The sequence below is a fragment of the Geodermatophilus sp. CPCC 205506 genome, assembly GCF_051383635.1.
Lineage (GTDB): Bacteria > Actinomycetota > Actinomycetes > Mycobacteriales > Geodermatophilaceae > Geodermatophilus.
Genome location: NZ_JALPKP010000001.1, coordinates 28,189 through 44,584, shown reverse-complemented (window position 1 = coordinate 44,584; position 16,396 = coordinate 28,189). Strand labels below are relative to the sequence as shown.

Genomic DNA, 16,396 nt, shown 5'->3' with positions numbered 1-16,396 from the left:
GGGTGCACCGCGTGGCCCTGCTCACGCAGGGCTGGACGGCCGGGGGCGGCGTCCCGACCGTGGCCCGGTGGCTGCGGGACGGCCTCATCGACTCCGGCTACGACGTCGTCGTCCACGACCTGGCCACGTCCAGCCGGGACGCGGCCAGCCGCCGCCTGACCGCTCCCGCGACCTGGCTCCGCAGGTCGATCGGCCAGCCGCTCGGGAGCTCCGGGACCGACCGGCACTGGGGGGCGAACGCCGTCGAGCTGGAGCCCATGCGCTACTGCCGGCGCAGCGAGCTCACCCGCGCCCTGCGCGCGTTCGACGTCATCCAGGTCGTGTCCGGGGCGCCGGCGCTGGCGAACGCGGCTCGCGGGGCGGGGGTGCCCGTCGTCCTCCAGGCGGCCACGAGGGTGCGCTGGGAGCGCCAGTCGCAACTGGCGGCCGCCTCCGGTCCGCTCACGGTCTGGCGCGCCGCGATGACCCGTCTCGTGGACCGGGTGGAGCGCCGCGCCCTCCGCTCCGTCGACGCCGTCCTGGTGTGGAACGAGGACATGCTCCAGGCGGTGCGCCCGCACTGCCGGGGCCGCCTCGGGATCGCTGCGCCGGGGGTGGACGTCGATCGCTTCCGTCCCCACCCAGACGGCTGGCGACGACGCGGCCCCCTCCTCTCGGTGTGCCGGCTGTCGGACCCGCGCAAGGGCCTGGACCGGCTCATCCGTGCCTACGCGCTGCTGGTCGACGCCGAGCCGGCGGTCCCCGACCTCGTCCTCGCCGGCCGCGGTCGGCTGCCGCTCCCCGAGTCGGACCTGGTCGCGCACCTGGGTCTGACCTCCCGCGTACGCGTCCGCTCCGACGTGACGGCCGACGAGCTCCCCGGGCTGTACCGCGACGCGTCGGTGTTCCTCCAGGCCTCGTTCGAGGAGGGCTTCGGCCTCTCCGTCGTGGAGGCGATGGCGAGTGGGCTCCCGGTCGTCACCACCGGGACGGCGGGCACGCGGGTGACCGTGCTGGACGGCCGGACGGGCTGGCTGGTGCCGCAGCAGCCGAGCGACGACGTGCCCCGGGCGTTGGCCGACCGGGTCCTGGACGTGCTCCGCGCGTCCGGACCCGAGATGAGCCGGCGGGCGCGGGAGCGGGCCGAGTCGTCGTTCGACGCCCGGGCCACCCTGGCGCGCTTCACCCGCACGTACGACGAGGTGGTCTCCGCCTCGTGAGCAGCCGTCTCACGTCCTGAGGACCGGGAGGAAGGCAGTGGCCGTCGTCGTCGACCTCGCGGGCGGTGCCATCGGCGGGGCCGGGCGGTTCCGCGCCCAGTACCTCGCCTACGCCGCCGAGGACGGTGCCGTCGAGGCCACCTGCATCGGACTGCGCGAGCACGTGACCGCGCCGTGGCTGCTGCGCCGGGAGGTGCACGCGCGCGGGGCCACCAAGGTCGTGGCGACCAACAACGTCAGCTTCGCGATGGCCGGCGCCTCCCGGTGGACGCTGCTGCACAACGCCAACCAGTTCCTCTCCCGCACGGAGTGGGCGCGGTCCGTCGGGCACCTGGGCCGAGCGTTCGCCGCCCAGGTGGCGGTCGTCCGGCTGGCCGCACGCCGGTCGGAGGTCCTGGTCGTGCCGAGCTCCAGCATGGCCGACCGGGTGTCGACCGCGCTGCCGGATCTGGCCGAGCGGATCGTCGTCCGGCTGCAGCCGCTGCGGGTACCCGACCGGCCCCGGGACGCGGAGGCCAGCTCCGGCACGGTCCTCTGCCCGATCGTCCACTCCCCCTACAAGAACCTGGCCGCCCACCTGGAGCTGCTCCAGGCCGCCCTGGGAGACCGCCGCGTGCGGGTGGTCTGCACCATCGGCCCGGCCGACGCGACACCGGCTCTCCGGGCCGACGACCGCTTCTCCTTCCTCGGCATGCTGGACCAGCCCTCCCTCGAGTCGAGGTACGCGGAGGCGGCGGCCGTGTACTTCCCGACCAGCATCGAGTCGTTCGGCTATCCGTTGGCCGAGGCCCGGGCGGCCGGTCTGCCCGTGCTCGCGCAGGACACCGCGCACAACCGGGAGGTCGCCGGTGCGGCCCTGTTCGGCTTCCGCAGCGGCGACGCACGCTCCCTGGCCGACGCGCTGGCCGGCGCGTTGGCCGCCGAGGTCCCCCCGGACCCGGCACCCTTCGACCCGCGGGCCTACTTCGACTGGCTCCTGGGGTAGCGGCCCGCCTGGGCCGAGGCGACGACCGGCGGGACGACCCCGCCCCGTACGCCCCTGTCTCGATACGATCCGGCCCGGCGCGAAGCGCGTCGACGTGGAGCGGGCGAGCGACCCCACGCGGCGTGCGCATGGCCACCGGGGGCAGTCGGAAGGCGGGCCGTGGAGCGATCTGGTCCCGGCTACCTGGCCACGGTCCGTCGCACGGCGGTCTACAACGTCCTGACCACGATGCTCGCCGCCGCCGTCGGGGTGCTCCTCGCCCGGCTGCTCGGACCCGCCGGCCGCGGTGACTACGCCGCGATCACCTCCCTGTTCGGGCTGGTGCTCGTCGTCTTCGATCTGGGGCTGTCCGCCGCCGTGGTGTTCTTCGCCGCCCGGGACGAGCGGGCGGCCGACACGCACGTACGCACAGCCCTGGTGATGCTGCTGCCGTTGAGCCTGGCGGGGGCGGGCTTCGTCGCCCTCGCCGCCGTCACGTTCATGGACGGGTCGGAGGATCGCCGGGCCGGGCTCCTCGTCACGATCGGCTGCGTCGTCGTGGCCTTCCTGGCCGCACCGGCTGTCTGCGCCCTGCAGGCTCTGCACATCCGGCGGTGGAACGTCGTGCGGCTGAGCCAGCCCCTGCTGTTCGCCGCGGTCCTCGCGGCGGCGATGATGGTCCCCGGGCTCGACGTCCCGGGGGTCATGGCGAGCCTGGGAGTGTCCCTCCTCCTCCAGGCGTGCCTGGCGTGGTGGCTCTACCGATCCCTCGGTCTCCCCCGCGGCCGGTTCACGCGAGCCCGTGCCGGGCCCTTGACGAGGTACGGCCTGTCCAACATGGCCTCGACCGTGCCGAACGGCGTGAACGGCCGCATCGACCAGGTGGTCCTCGCCCTCCTGGTGGCTCCCAGTGCCCTGGGTCAGTACGCGGTGGCCGTCTCGCTCAGCCTGCTCGTGATGCCGCTCGTCGTGTCGTTCGGCAACGTCGCGTTCCCCCAGATCGCCCGGCGCGGCGGCTCCGATGCCACCGTGCGCCAGGCCGTGCGGGGGGCCTTCGCCGTCGCACTGGCGGGTGTCGCGGTCGTCGTCGTCTGCGCCCCGGTGGTCGTCCCGCTCCTGTTCGGGCCCGGCTTCGGCGGCGTTCCGCTCCTGCTGCTCGCCCTCGCTCCGGGAGCCGCCTTCTTCGTCGTGAACCAGGTGCTGGGCGACCTCCTGCGTGGCCTGGGGAGACCCGGTCTCGTCGCCCGGAGCGAGTGCGCCGGGGTGCTGGTCACCGTCGTCGGGCTCGTCGTCCTCGTCCCCCGCCTGGGGACGATGGGCGCCGCCGTGACCTCGTCGGTCACGTACATCGCGGTCTTCCTCCTGCTGTGGTCCGCGCTCCGGGCGGTCCGGTCGCCGGGACGTGTCAGCGGGACGGAACCGCCGCAGGCGGCGTAGCCCGTGGTACCCGCAGGCCGGACCCGACGTCGCGGTCGCCGCGCCGTCGTCCCGGGCCGCCCGACGTGGCGGCCACCACCCGCGAGGCGACGGTGGTGGCGACGACGGTGGTCACCAGGGAGGCCATGAGGTTGAGGTAGTCGATCTCCTGCTTGACCAGCGGCGTGAACAGCAGCATGGGGAGGAACAACAACCGGGGGTCCGTGGCCGGGTCCCCCGGACGGTCGTCGACGCTCCGCACGAGCATGCCGAGGCCGGCCATGCCGAGAACCAGCACCCAGATCCCGCCGTGGCGCCACAGGTCGCCGTACGGGGTCATGGCGCTCGACGTGTAGACGTCCGCGGGGAGGCCGTAGTACTCCGTGCTCATGACGTACCCCGCGTCGAGCACCGGTTTCCCGGGCCAGAGGGAACGCGGGACCATCCCCAGGAAGGGACTCGACGCCAGGTCCACGGGCGACCGGTAGGGGACGACGGCCGGCGTCTTCTGCAGGACGACCGCGACGTCCCCGACCCGGGCCAGCCGGTCGGCCAGCTGCTCGGCGGAGGCGGCGACCGACGTCTCCTCGGAGGCGGACAGGAGGTCCTCCAGGCCCACGACCGCCACGACGTCCGACGGGGCCAGGCGTCCCGATCCGGCCAGCACGGCGACGCGGTACTGGGTCACGAACGGGACGACGAAGACGACGAACACGGCGCCCGCGACCAGGATCGGGGCCAGCCGGACGCGTCGCCGCAGCCCGTAACCGAAGGCGGCGGCGAACACCTGGATGATCACCTGCTCCTTCATCCCGGAGAACAGCCCGAGCGCCAGCTGGGAGAGGAGCACGAAGAGCAGCAGCACCAGCGAGGACGGGGTCCGGGAGACGGCGTGGCGCCACCCGGCCAGGAGGCTCGCGAGCAGCCCCAGGTTCCCGAAGAGGGCCAGCACCGCCGGGACCGAGGACGTGGCCGCCAGTGCCGCCTGCGGGTCCGCCAGGTAGCCGAAGGAGCCGGTCCTGATGGAGCCCGCCTGCGCGAGCACGGCGATCCCCCAGAGCGCGAGGACGGAGCGGGCCCCGACCTCCCGGCCCGGTGCCCCGGACAGGGCGGCGTCCGCCGCGGCGGCCGTCCGGCGCAGCGCTCGCGGCGCGGCCCGGTACCCGAGGCAGAAGCACGACAGCCCGGCCGCCACCACGAGCAGCGCGGGGACGAGGTAGGCGGGGTCCACCGCCGCACGCTGTTCGTCCCCCGGGATCGACGCCGGGACCAGCCAGATGAGGGACGCCAGCCCGTAGACCACGGCGAAGCTGACGCACACCCACGGGCCCAGTTGCAGCCGGACGAGGCTCCGTCGCAGCCCCGAGGGCCTGGCGATGAGGGCGCCCAGGACGACCCCGAACGCGGAGAGCATCAGGGACGTCGCCACGAACCGCTGGGTCTCCCCGACCGGGACGGTCCCGTCCACGAGGAGCAGACCGCCCGCCGCAGCCAGCCACACCGCCAGCGCCACCGTCGGACCGGCTGCGGCTGAGCGCCTCCCGGCAGCCACCGCTCCGGACGAGTCGGACGACCCGGTGCCGCCGTGCGCCCCGTCCCGGTTCATGACGAGGCGTGGACCGGGGAGGGGTAGGTGTCGGGCTGCTGCGGATCGAGCAGCTCGTTGGCCCAGAAGACCGTCGTCAGCAGCCCGGGGCCGGTGTTCTTCAGGGAGTGGGCCCACAGCGGCGGCATGTCGACCGCCTGGGGCCGGCGCCCGGAGACCTCGAAGCGCTCCTCCTCACCGGTGACCAGCCGGCGGAGCCGGATCTCGGCCTCCCCGTCCACCACGACGAACCGTTCGATCTTCCGGCGGTGGAAGTGCTGGCCGCGCACCGCTCCCGGCACCGTGGTCGACACGAAGGACAGCGTGTCCGTGCGGCGGGCCTGCACGGCCTCGAACAGCGTGCCCCGTGCGTCCTCGTGGGCAACGAGGTCGACGGGGAACGACCCGGGGAAGCAGAACGCCTGGAAGGTGGCGAAGAGAGCGACCCGGAAGGGCGTGGACAGGTCGGGGAGCGCGCCCGTGCACGCGTAACCGCTCAGGTCCTCCAGGTGCGCGAGCAGCTCGGAGACGGTGACGGCGTGGCCCTCCGGGCGGATCACGGAGCCCGCCCCGGCGCCCAGCGCCGCGATCACGACGTCGACGGCGTCCTGGGCGTGCAGCAGCGGCAGCTCCCTGTCCTGCAGCACGGTCGGTCGTCGTCCGGCCACGAGTTCGTGACAGAAGGTGGCGACCACGGAGTTGTAGTGCGGGCGCCCACCCGCTCCGAAGACGTTCGGCAGCACCACGTCGGTGAACTCGGCCCCGATCTTCGACGCGCCGCGGGCCAGCTCCTCCGCGGCGAACGCCTTGCTCTGCCCGAACGCCGACGGCGTGCCCGCGTGGATCGAGTTGGCGTGCACGACCGTGCGCACGTCGCTCCCGGCCAGCGCCTCGGCCAGCGTCGTGGCGAGCTCCCGGTTGCCGCGGTCGACCGCCTCGTCGCTGCCCCGGTTCACCCCGGCCAGGTGCACCACCGCGTCGCAGTCCCGGAGCAGCGCGGCGAGCCGACCCGGATCGGCCGTCTCCGCGCGGCCCAGCGGGAGGACGTCGTGCCGCCCGTCGGCCAGCAGGGCGCACTGCAGGTGCCATCCGAGGAAGCCCCCGGCCCCCGTGACCGCCACCCTCATACCAGGGCGCCCACGGCCGCCATGATCTCGGGCACGGACTGCAGCAGCTTGACGACGCCGTCGACCTCCAGCCGCTCGGTGCTGTGGGAGGTGTAGTCGTCGATGGCCGCCTTGGCCCGCTCCCCCTGCTCGAAGTAGAGGCCGTAGTTGAGCGACCGGGCATCGAGCGGGACGCGGAAGTAGGCCCCGCTGTCCTCGGCGCGGAGCACCTCCTCGCGCGAGAGCAGGGTCTCGAAGACCTTCTCACCGTGGCGGGTCCCGATGACCTTCGTGTCCGGTGGCACACCCATGAGCTCGGCCACCGCCTCGGCCAGGGTGCGGACCGTCGCCGCCGGCGCCTTGCGGACGAAGAGATCACCGGGCCGCGCGTGCAGCAGCGCGTACCGGACGAGGTCGACCGACTGGTCCAGGGACATGAGGAACCGGGTCATGTCCGGATCGGTCAGGGTCATGGGCTGGCGGGCGGCGACCTGCTCCAGGAAGAGGGGGACGACGGAGCCCCGGGAGTGGAGGACGTTCCCGTACCGCACCACCGACACGACCGTGTCGGTCTCCGGGTTGTTGCGGGCGAACGCCAGGGCCGTCTTCTCCATCAGCGCCTTGGTCATCCCCATGGCGTTGATCGGGTAGACCGCCTTGTCCGTGCTCAGCAGGACCACAGACCGGACTCCGTGGCGGTGCGCTGCCTCCACGACGTGGTGGCTGCCCGTCACGTTGGTGAGCACAGCCTGGGACGGGAAGAACTCGCACGAGGGGACCTGCTTCAGGGCGGCAGCGTGGAAGACGTGGTGCACCCCGCGGACGGCGTCCTCGACGCTGGCGGGATCCCGCACGTCACCCACGTAGAACCGCATGCGCTCGTCGCGCAACCGTCGCCGGAGGTCGTCCTGCTTGGCCTCGTCGCGGCTGAGGATGCGGATCTGGGCGACGTCCTCGGCGAGCAGCGCCCGCGCCATCGTGGACCCGAAGGAACCGGTCCCCCCGGTGATCAGGACGACGGCCCCCGCCATGGACGTGGTCATGCCGATTCCCTCCTCAACCGTGGAGCCCGCAGGCCCACCGGCCTGCGGCGCCGGTCAGGGGCCGCCTCCGCGGCGGCCGTCCGACTGAGGATCTGCTCGATCCGCGGCACGCTGATCGACTTCGCCATGGTCGCCTCGTAGAAGGTCCGGGCCGCGGCACCGCGCTTCTCGCGCTCGGCAGGTGACGCGGCGTGGACGGCCCGGAAGGCCTGCGCGAGGGCGTCGGCGTCGTCGCTGTCGCAGGTCCACCCCGCCCCGGCGCGCTCGACCATCGCTCTGGCGTCGCCGGCGACGGAGCAGATGACCGGGCGGCCACAGGCCATCACGGTGCCGAGCTTGCTGGGGATCGTGCCGCGGAGGTGCGGGAGGTCGCGGAGGCTCACCACCTGGGCATCGGCCGCCGCGATCAGGTCGTTCATCTCCGCGCGCGGCCGGGAGCCGAGGAAGACGACGTTGCCGGCGCCGAGTTCGCCGGCGAGCTGCTGCAGCGACTCCCGCTCGACCCCGTCGCCGACGAGGACCAGGCGGAAGTCATCGAGTTCGCGGACCCGGGCCGCGGCCTCGATCACCGTGTCCAGTCCCTGGACCACGCCCATGTTGCCGGCGAACATCACCGTGGTGCAGCCGTCGAGGCCGAGCGACCGGAGGAGCTCCGGCCGTCTCTCGGTCGGGAAGTAGATGGTCTCGTCCGCCCAGTTGTCCACCACCTCCACCTTCGACGCGGGCACGCCACGCTCGTGGAGCAGCCGGGCCATGGTGGGCGCGATGCAGATGACGGCACCGGCCCTCCGGTAGACGGCCGCGCACAGGCGCGCCAGCACCGCGGATACGCGGCCGACGACCCGGCGGTCGATCATGTCGGCAGCCACCACCGACTCGGGCCACAGGTCCTGCACGTGCAGGACGAACGGTGCACCCCCGAGCACGCGGTTGACCCAGGGGCCGAGGGCCGTGGTCAGCGGCGGGTGGTAGACGTAGACGACGTCCGCGGCCCTGAGCTCCCGCCACCCGAAGACCGCTGTGGCCAGCCCGAAGCTCAGATAGCTCGCGGCCCGTCGAACGGCGGAGGAGTCGTGGCTCGGGAAGTGGGCGACCCGCTTCAGGTGGTAGCCATCGGTCGAGTAGTTGGCCCAGGGGCGCTGGCGCCAGCCCTCGTAGATCCTCCCCGTCGGGTAGTTCGGGAAGCCCGTGACCACGGAGACGTCGTGGCCACGAGCGACGAGCTCCTCGACGATGTCGGACAGCTGACGGGGGACCTCGGGCACCCACAACTGCGTGAAGAAGGCAGTCCGCATGTCCTACCCCATCCCTCTCCGCTCATCGAGGAACTCGTCGACGGTCGTCGACACCGCTGCGATCTGGTCGTCGGTGAGGGCCGAACCACTGGGCAGGACCAGCCCGTCGGCGAACAGGCGCTCGGCGGCGCCGTTCTCGAGCGACCGGGCGCGCGCGTAGACCGGCTGCCGGTGCATCGGCTTCCACATCGGCCGGGACTCGATGTCGTGGGCGTCCAGCACCAGCCGGAGCTCGTCGGAGGACCAGCCTGCTTCGGCCGGGTCTACCACGATCGCGGAGAGCCAGCAGTTGTCGCCGTCGTCCGCCGGGCTCTGGAAGACGCGCACGCCCGCGCGACCGTCGAACAGGCGGGCGTACCGCTGCCGGATGGCGCGCCGCCGGCCGATCATCTCGTCGAGGCGTTCCAGCTGGGCCAGGCCCAGTGCGGCCAGGAGGTTGCTCAGCCGGTAGTTGTAGCCGATCTCGGTGTGCTCGTAGTGCACCGTCGGTTGGCGTGCCTGCGTGCTGAGGTAGCGGGCCCGCTCGGCGACGACCTCGTCGTCGGTGAGGAGCATCCCCCCGCCGCTGGTCGTCATGATCTTGTTGCCGTTGAACGAGAGGGTCGCCATGCGACCGAAGGAGCCGGCCGGACGCCCGGCGTGGGCGGAGCCGAGGGCCTCGGCGGCGTCCGAGATCAGCGGGACGCCGTGGCTCTCGCAGATCGGCACGAGGCGCGTGTAGTCCGCGCAGCGCCCGAAGAGGTCGACCGGCACGACCGCCGCCACCACGGCGCCCTCCGCCTCGAGCTCCGCCAGGCACCGCTCCAGCAACTCGGGGTCCAGGTTGCCCGACTCCCGGTCGCAGTCGACGAAGAAGGGCTCGGCCCCGACGTAGACCACCGCGTTGGCGGTGGCCACGAAGGTGAGCGTGGGGACGATGACGACCGTCCCGGGGCCCGCGCCGATCTCCAGCAGGGCCAGGTGCAGCGCGGCCGTCCCGGAGGACAGCGCGACGGCGTGGCGGCGGTGGCAGCGGGCGGCGACCTCGGCCTCGAAGGCATCGACCATGGGCCCGAGGGGCGCGACGTAACCGGAGCGGACGGCCTCCACGACCAGTTGCTCCTCCCGCCGTCCGACATCCGGGGCGGAGAGCCGGATCCGCCCGCGGAGGCCGGTCGGCGTCACCACGAGACCATGTCCTTCGCCGGTGCGCGGAGGCCGGAGACCGCCGGGGCATCGAGGAGGCCCGACGGACCCAGGCGCCAGAGGACGTCCCGGTCGAGCGGGGGCACCGGCACGTGGCTGATCAGCGGGTGGACGGGGCGCTGGTCGACCTCACCGCCGCCGAAGAGCTTCTCGCGCATCTTCTCCCCCGGCCGCAACCCCGTGAACACGATGGCGATCGGCCGCTCCTCCATGTCGATCAACTGACGCGCGACGTCGGCGATGCGCACCGGCTGCCCCATGTCCAGGACGAGTGCCTCCCCACCGCCGCCGATCGCGCCGGCCTGGATGACCAGCTCGACGGCCTCGGGGATCGTCATGAAGTAGCGCGTGACGTCCGGGTGGGTCACGGTGACCGGCCCGCCCCGGGCGATCTGCGCGGCGAAGGTCTCCAGGACCGAGCCGCGGCTGCCGAGCACGTTGCCGAACCGGACCGACAGGAACCGGCCCTCGTTGCGCAGGGCGAAGGCCGCGGTGAGCTGCTCGGCCAGACGCTTGGTCCGACCGAGGACGTTGACCGGGTCGGCGGCCTTGTCGGTCGAGATGTTGATGAAGTGGGTGACGCCCACGCTGGTGGCCGCCGCCAGGACGTTCCTCGTCCCGAGGACGTTGGTCTTCCATCCCTCGGCCGGGTACTGCTCGAGCATGTTGACGTGCTTGAGCGCGGCGGCGTGGAACACCACGTCCGGCCGGCGCTCCAGGAACGTCTCGCGCAGGGCCTCGCCGTCGCGGATGTCGGCCAGGATCGCCTCGGGGAGGTCCAGCCGCGCCTCCCCGTGGATGCTGAGCGAGACGGCGTGCAGGGCCGACTCGTCCCGGTCCAGCATCATCAGCTCGGCCGGCTGGAAGCCGGCGATCTGCCGGCACAGCTCCGACCCGATCGAACCGCCCGCGCCGGTGACGAGCACGCGTTTGCCCGTCAGGTAGCCGGCGATCTCGCAGACGTTCGTGTCGATCTGGCGTCGGCCGAGCAGGTCGGCGATGTGGATGTCCCGCACGTCGCGGATGCCCACCCGGCCGCTGAGGAGCTCGGAGAGCTTGGGCAGCACCTTCACGGTCAGCCCCGCCGCCCGGGCCCGCTGCGAGACGTCCCGAACGAGGGGCGCCTCGGCCGACGGCATCGCGATCACGAGGACCTCGGCGCCCGTCGCCGCGACGGCCGCCTCGATGCGGCTCCGGTCACCGATCGTGCGCACGCCGCGGATGCGCACGTGGCGCTTCGCCGGGTCGTCGTCCAGCAGGCCGACGGGCAGGTAGGGGCTCGTCGGATCGCCGAGCATCGACCGGATGAGCTGGTGCGCCGCCTCGCCGGCACCGAACACGAGCGTGCGCCGCCCGGATCTCGGCCGGATGGCCCCCTCGCGCTGGCTGCGGAGCACCAGCCGGAAGCCCAGCATGAGGACGAACGCGATGACCGCACCGAGGATCGGCACCGACAACGGCAGCATGCGCGGGGCGCCGTAGGACACGTACACGGCCAGGTCGACGCCGAACGACGCCGTCGCGGCGACCGCCACGGCGAGGCACAGCCCCTTCACCTCGTCGGCGCTCCCCACGGCGTAGCGCCCCTGGTGCAGCTTCAGCGCCGCGGCGACGACGGCGAAGGTCGACGCGGCCACCGCGAAGCAGGTGAGGAGACCACCGACGTTGATCCGCTCGAGGTGGCCGTCGTAGCGCCCGGCGACGGCCAGGGTCAGCCCGGCCTGCAGGGAGAGGACGTCGGCCGCGAGGACGGCGTACCCGGCGACCCGCCAGTGCCAGCGGGGGCGCTCCCTCATGTGAGCTCACCTCCGAGTCGCGACCCGGCGAGCGGTCCACGGCCGCGCAGCCCGAAGCGCCGACGGCGCCTCCCAGCGACGGGACGGCCGGCCGCGCCGGCGGGGTACGTCGCCTTCGGGTCGGTGCCGGGCTCGTACCCGTAGGCGGCGTCGGAGGCGACGGCCCGGGACCTGGGCACCCGGTTGAGCACGACACCCAGCAGGGTGGCGTCGACCCGGGCCAGCGTCTCGGCCGCCTCGGCGAGCTGCTCGCGTCGCGTGTGGCCGAACCGGGTCGTGATCACGCAGCCGTCGGCCAGCACGCTGAGCACCGCCGCGTCCGTGACCGGAAGCAGGGGTGGCGCGTCGATGACGACGTAGTCCTGCGTGTCCCGAAGCCGCTGCAGCAGGGACCGGACGGGGGCCGAGCCGAGGAGCTCGCTGGGGTTGGGCACCGGGGAACCGGAGCCCAGGACGGTGAGGTTCCCGTCCCCCCAAGGCTGGGCCACCTCGTCGAGGTCGGCGGTGCCGGCCACCACGTCGGTGAGCCCCACCGCTCCGGACACCCCCATGTACCCGGGGACGCGGGGACGACGGAGGTCGGCCTCGACGAGGGCCACCCGGCTGCCCGACTGCGCGAGGGCCGTGGCCAGGTTCACGGCGACGGTCGACTTCCCCTCGCCGGGGACCGCACTGGTCACCACGATGGCCCGCGGCGGGTGCTCGTCACCGACGAACTGCAGGTTCGTGCGGATGGCACGGAAGGCCTCGGCGGTCACCGAGGGCTCGTCGAAGTCGGTGACGAGGTGCTTCTCCGTCAGCCGGGGGTCGTCCAGCACCGTGCCCATCAACCCCACCCCTGTGAGCTCCCGGATGTCGTCCCTGCTCGTCACGGTCTCGTCGAGCCGCGCGTCGTGGAGCCGCAGACGGAACAGCGCCAACCCCAGACCCGCCAGCAGGCCGAGCAGTGCGCCGACAGCCAGGTTGCGACGGGGCCGCGGACTGATCGGCTCGGGATTGAAGTCCGCCGGCTCGACGGTCGTCACCCTGACCGTCAAGGTGTCGGCGTCGTCGGGTGCCTCGAGCTCGGTCACCCGCTCGGTGAACCGGGCCCCCAGGGACGCCGCGATGCGCTGGGCCCGCTCGGGCGACGTGTCGGTGACGGTGGCCTCGAGGATGACGGTGTTGGGCACCGGCCGCGCCGCCACCTGCCCGGCCAGCTGCGCCGGCGTCGTGTCCAGCCCGAGGTCCTCGATGACCAGGCCGGCCATCTGCTCGCTGGTGAGGAGCCGGGCGTACGAGTTCACCCGTTTCTCGGAGAAGAGGTTGCCCGAGTAGGCGTCGGAGATGTTGAGGGGACTGGCAGCAGACACGAACAACTGGGTCGACGAGGTGTACAGGGGGGTCGCGAGCCAGCTCAGGGCCCCCGCGAGGCCGAGGCCGGCCGCGACCGCGATCAGCAGCAGCCACCATTGAGAACGCGCTGCGCGTAGCAGGTTGTTCACAACGAGCTATTCCCCTCGTCCGAGCACCGTTTCTCAGCGCAAGGCCGCGGCCACTGCAAGCGGCGACTCGGCCCCCCGAAGGCGCCGAACGCTACAGGACCGGAACGGTCGGACTAACCCTCCGCCGCAAGCTCTCCGGCCACTCCCGGACAATTCTCCGTCGCCGTCACGACACGCCGTCGCAGTTCTCTCAAGCGTCATCGCACTGCTACGAATTGTGGCGCGACACGCCCGGGGCTGCGTCAATTTCTTAGGTCCACCAAACCTATAGGCGTAATGGCCTACGACCAAGGCCTGGGCGGCCGACCGAGGTGGCGGTCCGGCGCTCAGGCCCGCCGGGTGTCGGGCGGCGCGGGGTCCAGCCGGTAGACCGCCCAGCGCTTCGCCCGGCGGTGCAGGGTCAGCCGGGGGAACTCGTCGAACACCCACTCGTGCACCGGGTTGCAGTAGACGATCGCCAGCTCGTCCCTGGCCGCCCGCGTCCGCGAGCACACCTGGCCCAGGACGTGCCGCAGCGTGCTCGGGCCGAAGGCGTTGAACATCCAGATCAGGGTGGGGCCGTCGGGCAGCCGGTAGCAGGCTGCGTCCCCGTGGACGATGACGACCTCCTGCCCGGGACGGGACGCCGACGGCCGGTGCGCGCGCCACCGGCGGACGTTCTCCTGACCCTCCCGAGCGAGTCGCTCGTCCAGCTCGACGCCGACGACGCGCCGGAACCCCAGCTCCGCGGCCAGGATGACGGCGCGCCCCAGGCCAGCCCCCAGGTCCACGAACGTGGTCGCACCGCGCTCGAGCGGAACGGCCCAGTGCACGCTCGGCCACAGCAGCAGGGGGGCCGGTTCGTAGTGCTGCGGATCGCCACCCACGGACACCGGGGCGGGATCTGTCCCCTGCCGCAGGGGCATGCGCGTCCGCACGCCCATCCAGCGGTCGAAGGCCCATTCCGCGACTGCGTTGACCGGCCGGGCCGCCGCCCTCCGCAGGCGGCGGCGCCCCTCGGCTGCCCCGGACACGGCCCGGCTCCTCAGCCGCGACCGGTCAGGCGGTAGTACTTGTGCGGGTTGCGTCGCCGGATGAGTGCCGCGGCTCCGGGCAGCATCACCACCTTCGCCGGCACGCGTTGGAGCGGGATGCCCAGGAGTTCTTTGTGCCGGCAGAGGCCGTCGTCCTCCCGGGCGTGCAGACCGTGGACCACCTCCCGGATGCCCTCGGAGCGCCCGCACGCATAGATGAACTCGTACGTCAGAGCGGTGCTCATGTCGGTGCCCAGCGCCTCGGTCGCGACCACGATCTCGCGGAGGTAGGCCGTGCCGTCCACCGCGTGGCCGGTGAGGTAGCCGCCGAGCCGCCCGTCGACGAGACCGGCCAGCACCACGCCCTGGGCCGGCCGGCCCACTGCGCTCAGGGCCGCGTCGTACCCGTCCCTCGACGGCAGGGACCCGTAGCCCGTCCGTTCCTGCGACGATCGGAGCACCTCGAAGCCCTGCTCGCGCAGCAGCGCAGGGCCGGTCAGCTCCACGAACCGCGCGCGTTTGCGGGCCTTCCGCAACCGGTACCGCCGGCTCTGCGGCAACGTGTCCTCGTCGAAGGCGCCCAGGTCGGAGATGAGGTGGACGGGGATCCCGGCGTTCGCCTCGGAGGCATCGCCGTCGACGAGGCACGCCTGGAAACCCCAGCAGGCCCGGGCCGGACGGGTCGCCTGCTGCCGGGTCAGCCTGGCCAGGAGGTGGACGGGCCGGAAGAACCCCGGCAGCAGCTGCTCCCAGTGGCGGCCCCGGTGCAGGACGACGCGGCGGCCGGCCCGGTGGAGGTGTTCGGCCATCTCCGCCTCCCCGACGACCGGGACGGATGCCGCGTCGACGTCGCGCACCTGGTCGCACGTCACGGGGCACCGCCCTCTCGGCCAGCAAAGGGGCCCCACACTCCTGCACGGCCCTGAGGACCGTCCAGTCCGTCCCCGATGACCTCCGGCCGGACCGCCGCGCGTCATCACCACGTGCGACGACGCGAACCGACCAGCACGAGGACGGTCATGGGCGGCTGGTCAGGGGGCCGGGTGCCGCGGCGGCGCGGAGGCCCTTCGCCCGTGTTCCGCCACTACCATGCGGCCGCACCATTCCAGGAAGGCGTCAGTGAGTCGCGGACTCCGGGACGCCTACCTCGAGGAGGCTTCCCGTGGTCGGTGTCCCCAGTTCGCTCCGTTCCCGCCGGCACGTGCGGGCGGAGGTGCCGACGACCGGGGGGAGGGACGAGCCTCCCCGCAGTGCCGGGGCCCGACACCTGCTCCGCGTCGCGGCCCGGTCGCTCCCCCGGGTGCACACGAGTGACGTCGTCGCCCGGCGGATCGACGACCCGCCGCCGGCACCGCCCCAGGACACCGGCCTGGTGTTGCACTGCCTCAGGTCGATGGCGGACGTGGCCGCGCAGGCTCCGGCCCTGTGCCTCGGCCGCGCGGACGACGTGCGCCTGTCCCTCAAGGTGCTCAACCCGCTCCGCCGGGCCCGCTGGCCCCGTCAGATCGCCGGCCGCTTCTCCCGTGGGGAGGTCTGCCACCTGGCGACCCTCGACGGGGAGGTCGCCTCGTGGATCTGGATGAGTCGGCGCCCCCTCGTCCGGGACAGGTCCAGCGGCCTGCGCTTCCGCCTGGCACCGGGAGACGCGTACATCTACCACTTCTGGGCGGTGCCGGAGTACCGCCACCTCGGCAGTGCGCGCTTCGTGATGAGCGGCGCGCTCGAGAGCCTGTACCGGCAGTCGATGATCGACGACCGGTCCGAGGGCCACGGCTCCGCGCCCGTGGTATACGGCTACATCGACCGTCCGAACCCGGCGAACCTGCTGCTCACCACGGTCCTCTTCGGCTTCCGGGTGGCGCAGACGGTGCGTTCCGTACGCCTGCTCGACCTCGTCGGGCTGCAGGTTCCCCGGAGCGCCACCCCCTCGGGTCCGCCGTGCTCGGGCACCCGAGCGTCCCGGTCAGCGCTGCGGGCGCCGCTGACCGCCCTGGGCAGGAGAGCGTCGGACTGAGCGCACGGCCCTACCGGGTGGCTCGCTTTCCCGAGACGAACCTCGCCATGTCGGTGATGGAGCGGAAGTTCGCCGGCACGAGGTCCTCCGGCGCGACGGAGATCCCGAACCGGTCCTCGATGGCGGTGACGATCGAGACCAGCGCCAGGGAGTCCAGCAGCCGCTGCTCGAACAACGGCTCGTCGTCACCGGCCCCGTCCAGGGCGTCCGGACCGACGGCCTGGAGCACCGTCGCCCGCACGGTGGCGACGTCGGGGGACTCGGACATGGGACCTCCAGGAGGGGTACGGGGCTGC

Annotated in this window: 14 protein-coding genes; 4 read left to right on the top strand and 10 right to left on the bottom strand. The window is 73.0% G+C overall.

Annotated elements, in window-relative coordinates; genetic code table 11:
* The first annotated feature begins 11 nt into the window (after nucleotides 1-11).
* The 3 genes from MY520_RS00185 (at nucleotide 12) to MY520_RS00175 (ending at nucleotide 3,600) form a co-directional block, all read left to right on the top strand.
* Nucleotides 12-1,199 (top strand): glycosyltransferase family 4 protein, encoded by a 1,188-nt coding sequence (locus tag MY520_RS00185; RefSeq protein WP_436688869.1) that lies wholly within the window; start codon nucleotides 12-14, stop codon nucleotides 1,197-1,199.
* 37 nt (nucleotides 1,200-1,236) lie between these two features.
* Nucleotides 1,237-2,184, top strand: a complete 948-nt coding sequence (locus MY520_RS00180) for a glycosyltransferase (protein WP_436688867.1) — start codon at nucleotides 1,237-1,239, stop codon at nucleotides 2,182-2,184.
* A 159-nt stretch (nucleotides 2,185-2,343) separates the two neighbouring features.
* Nucleotides 2,344-3,600 carry an oligosaccharide flippase family protein gene (locus MY520_RS00175; protein WP_436688865.1) on the top strand — a complete coding sequence of 419 codons (1,257 nt, stop codon included), beginning with the start codon at nucleotides 2,344-2,346 and terminating at the stop codon, nucleotides 3,598-3,600.
* Here MY520_RS00175 and MY520_RS00170 read toward each other — a convergent pair.
* The 9 genes from MY520_RS00170 to MY520_RS00130 all read right to left on the bottom strand — a co-directional run bounded on the left by MY520_RS00170 (nucleotide 3,569) and on the right by MY520_RS00130 (nucleotide 14,958).
* Complete coding sequence (locus MY520_RS00170; RefSeq protein ID WP_436688863.1) at nucleotides 3,569-5,092, bottom strand: hypothetical protein; 1,524 nt, start codon at nucleotides 5,090-5,092, stop codon at nucleotides 3,569-3,571. The genes MY520_RS00175 and MY520_RS00170 overlap by 32 nt on opposite strands.
* Nucleotides 5,093-5,181: 89 nt before the next feature.
* Entirely contained in the window at nucleotides 5,182-6,285 is a 1,104-nt protein-coding gene (locus MY520_RS00165; RefSeq protein WP_436688861.1) for a polysaccharide biosynthesis C-terminal domain-containing protein, read from the bottom strand.
* A gap of 2 nt (nucleotides 6,286-6,287) precedes the next feature.
* Entirely contained in the window at nucleotides 6,288-7,313 is a 1,026-nt protein-coding gene (locus MY520_RS00160) for an SDR family NAD(P)-dependent oxidoreductase (RefSeq protein ID WP_436688859.1), read from the bottom strand.
* On the bottom strand, nucleotides 7,310-8,608 hold the full coding sequence (locus tag MY520_RS00155; RefSeq protein ID WP_436688857.1) for a glycosyltransferase family 4 protein: 1,299 nt from the start codon (nucleotides 8,606-8,608) through the stop codon (nucleotides 7,310-7,312). Before MY520_RS00155 ends, MY520_RS00160 begins: the two co-directional genes overlap by 4 nt.
* Nucleotides 8,609-8,611: 3 nt before the next feature.
* Nucleotides 8,612-9,772, bottom strand: coding sequence for a DegT/DnrJ/EryC1/StrS family aminotransferase (locus MY520_RS00150; RefSeq protein ID WP_436688855.1), 1,161 nt, complete (start codon nucleotides 9,770-9,772; stop codon nucleotides 8,612-8,614).
* Entirely contained in the window at nucleotides 9,769-11,589 is a 1,821-nt protein-coding gene (locus MY520_RS00145) for a polysaccharide biosynthesis protein (RefSeq protein ID WP_436688853.1), read from the bottom strand. The genes MY520_RS00150 and MY520_RS00145 overlap by 4 nt, the downstream gene beginning before the upstream one ends.
* A complete protein-coding gene (locus MY520_RS00140; protein ID WP_436688851.1) occupies nucleotides 11,586-13,073 on the bottom strand; it encodes a polysaccharide biosynthesis tyrosine autokinase in 1,488 nt (495 codons plus the stop codon). The genes MY520_RS00145 and MY520_RS00140 overlap by 4 nt, the downstream gene beginning before the upstream one ends.
* 326 nt (nucleotides 13,074-13,399) lie before the next feature.
* The gene (locus tag MY520_RS00135) at nucleotides 13,400-14,086 is read right to left on the bottom strand and encodes a hypothetical protein (RefSeq protein WP_436688849.1); all 687 of its coding nucleotides are present in this window, start codon (nucleotides 14,084-14,086) and stop codon (nucleotides 13,400-13,402) included.
* Nucleotides 14,087-14,097: 11 nt separating this feature from the next.
* Nucleotides 14,098-14,958 (bottom strand): hypothetical protein, encoded by an 861-nt coding sequence (locus MY520_RS00130; protein ID WP_436688847.1) that lies wholly within the window; start codon nucleotides 14,956-14,958, stop codon nucleotides 14,098-14,100.
* 428 nt (nucleotides 14,959-15,386) lie between these two features.
* Between MY520_RS00130 and MY520_RS00125 the strand changes: the two genes are divergently transcribed.
* Entirely contained in the window at nucleotides 15,387-16,100 is a 714-nt protein-coding gene (locus MY520_RS00125) for a hypothetical protein (protein WP_436688845.1), read from the top strand.
* A 10-nt stretch (nucleotides 16,101-16,110) separates the two neighbouring features.
* Here MY520_RS00125 and MY520_RS00120 read toward each other — a convergent pair whose 3' ends face one another.
* Nucleotides 16,111-16,368, bottom strand: a complete 258-nt coding sequence (locus MY520_RS00120) for an acyl carrier protein (RefSeq protein ID WP_436688843.1) — start codon at nucleotides 16,366-16,368, stop codon at nucleotides 16,111-16,113.
* Nucleotides 16,369-16,396 lie beyond the last annotated feature (28 nt).

Excerpts from the sequence above, each read along its gene's own strand:
- MY520_RS00160 (WP_436688859.1), bottom strand. The coding sequence starts at position 7,313 with ATGACCACGTCCATGGCGGGGGCCGTCGTCCTGATCACCGGGGGGACC.
- MY520_RS00120 (WP_436688843.1), bottom strand. The coding sequence starts at position 16,368 with ATGTCCGAGTCCCCCGACGTCGCCACCGTGCGGGCGACGGTGCTCCAG.
- MY520_RS00145 (WP_436688853.1), bottom strand. The coding sequence starts at position 11,589 with ATGAGGGAGCGCCCCCGCTGGCACTGGCGGGTCGCCGGGTACGCCGTC.
- MY520_RS00155 (WP_436688857.1), bottom strand. The coding sequence starts at position 8,608 with ATGCGGACTGCCTTCTTCACGCAGTTGTGGGTGCCCGAGGTCCCCCGT.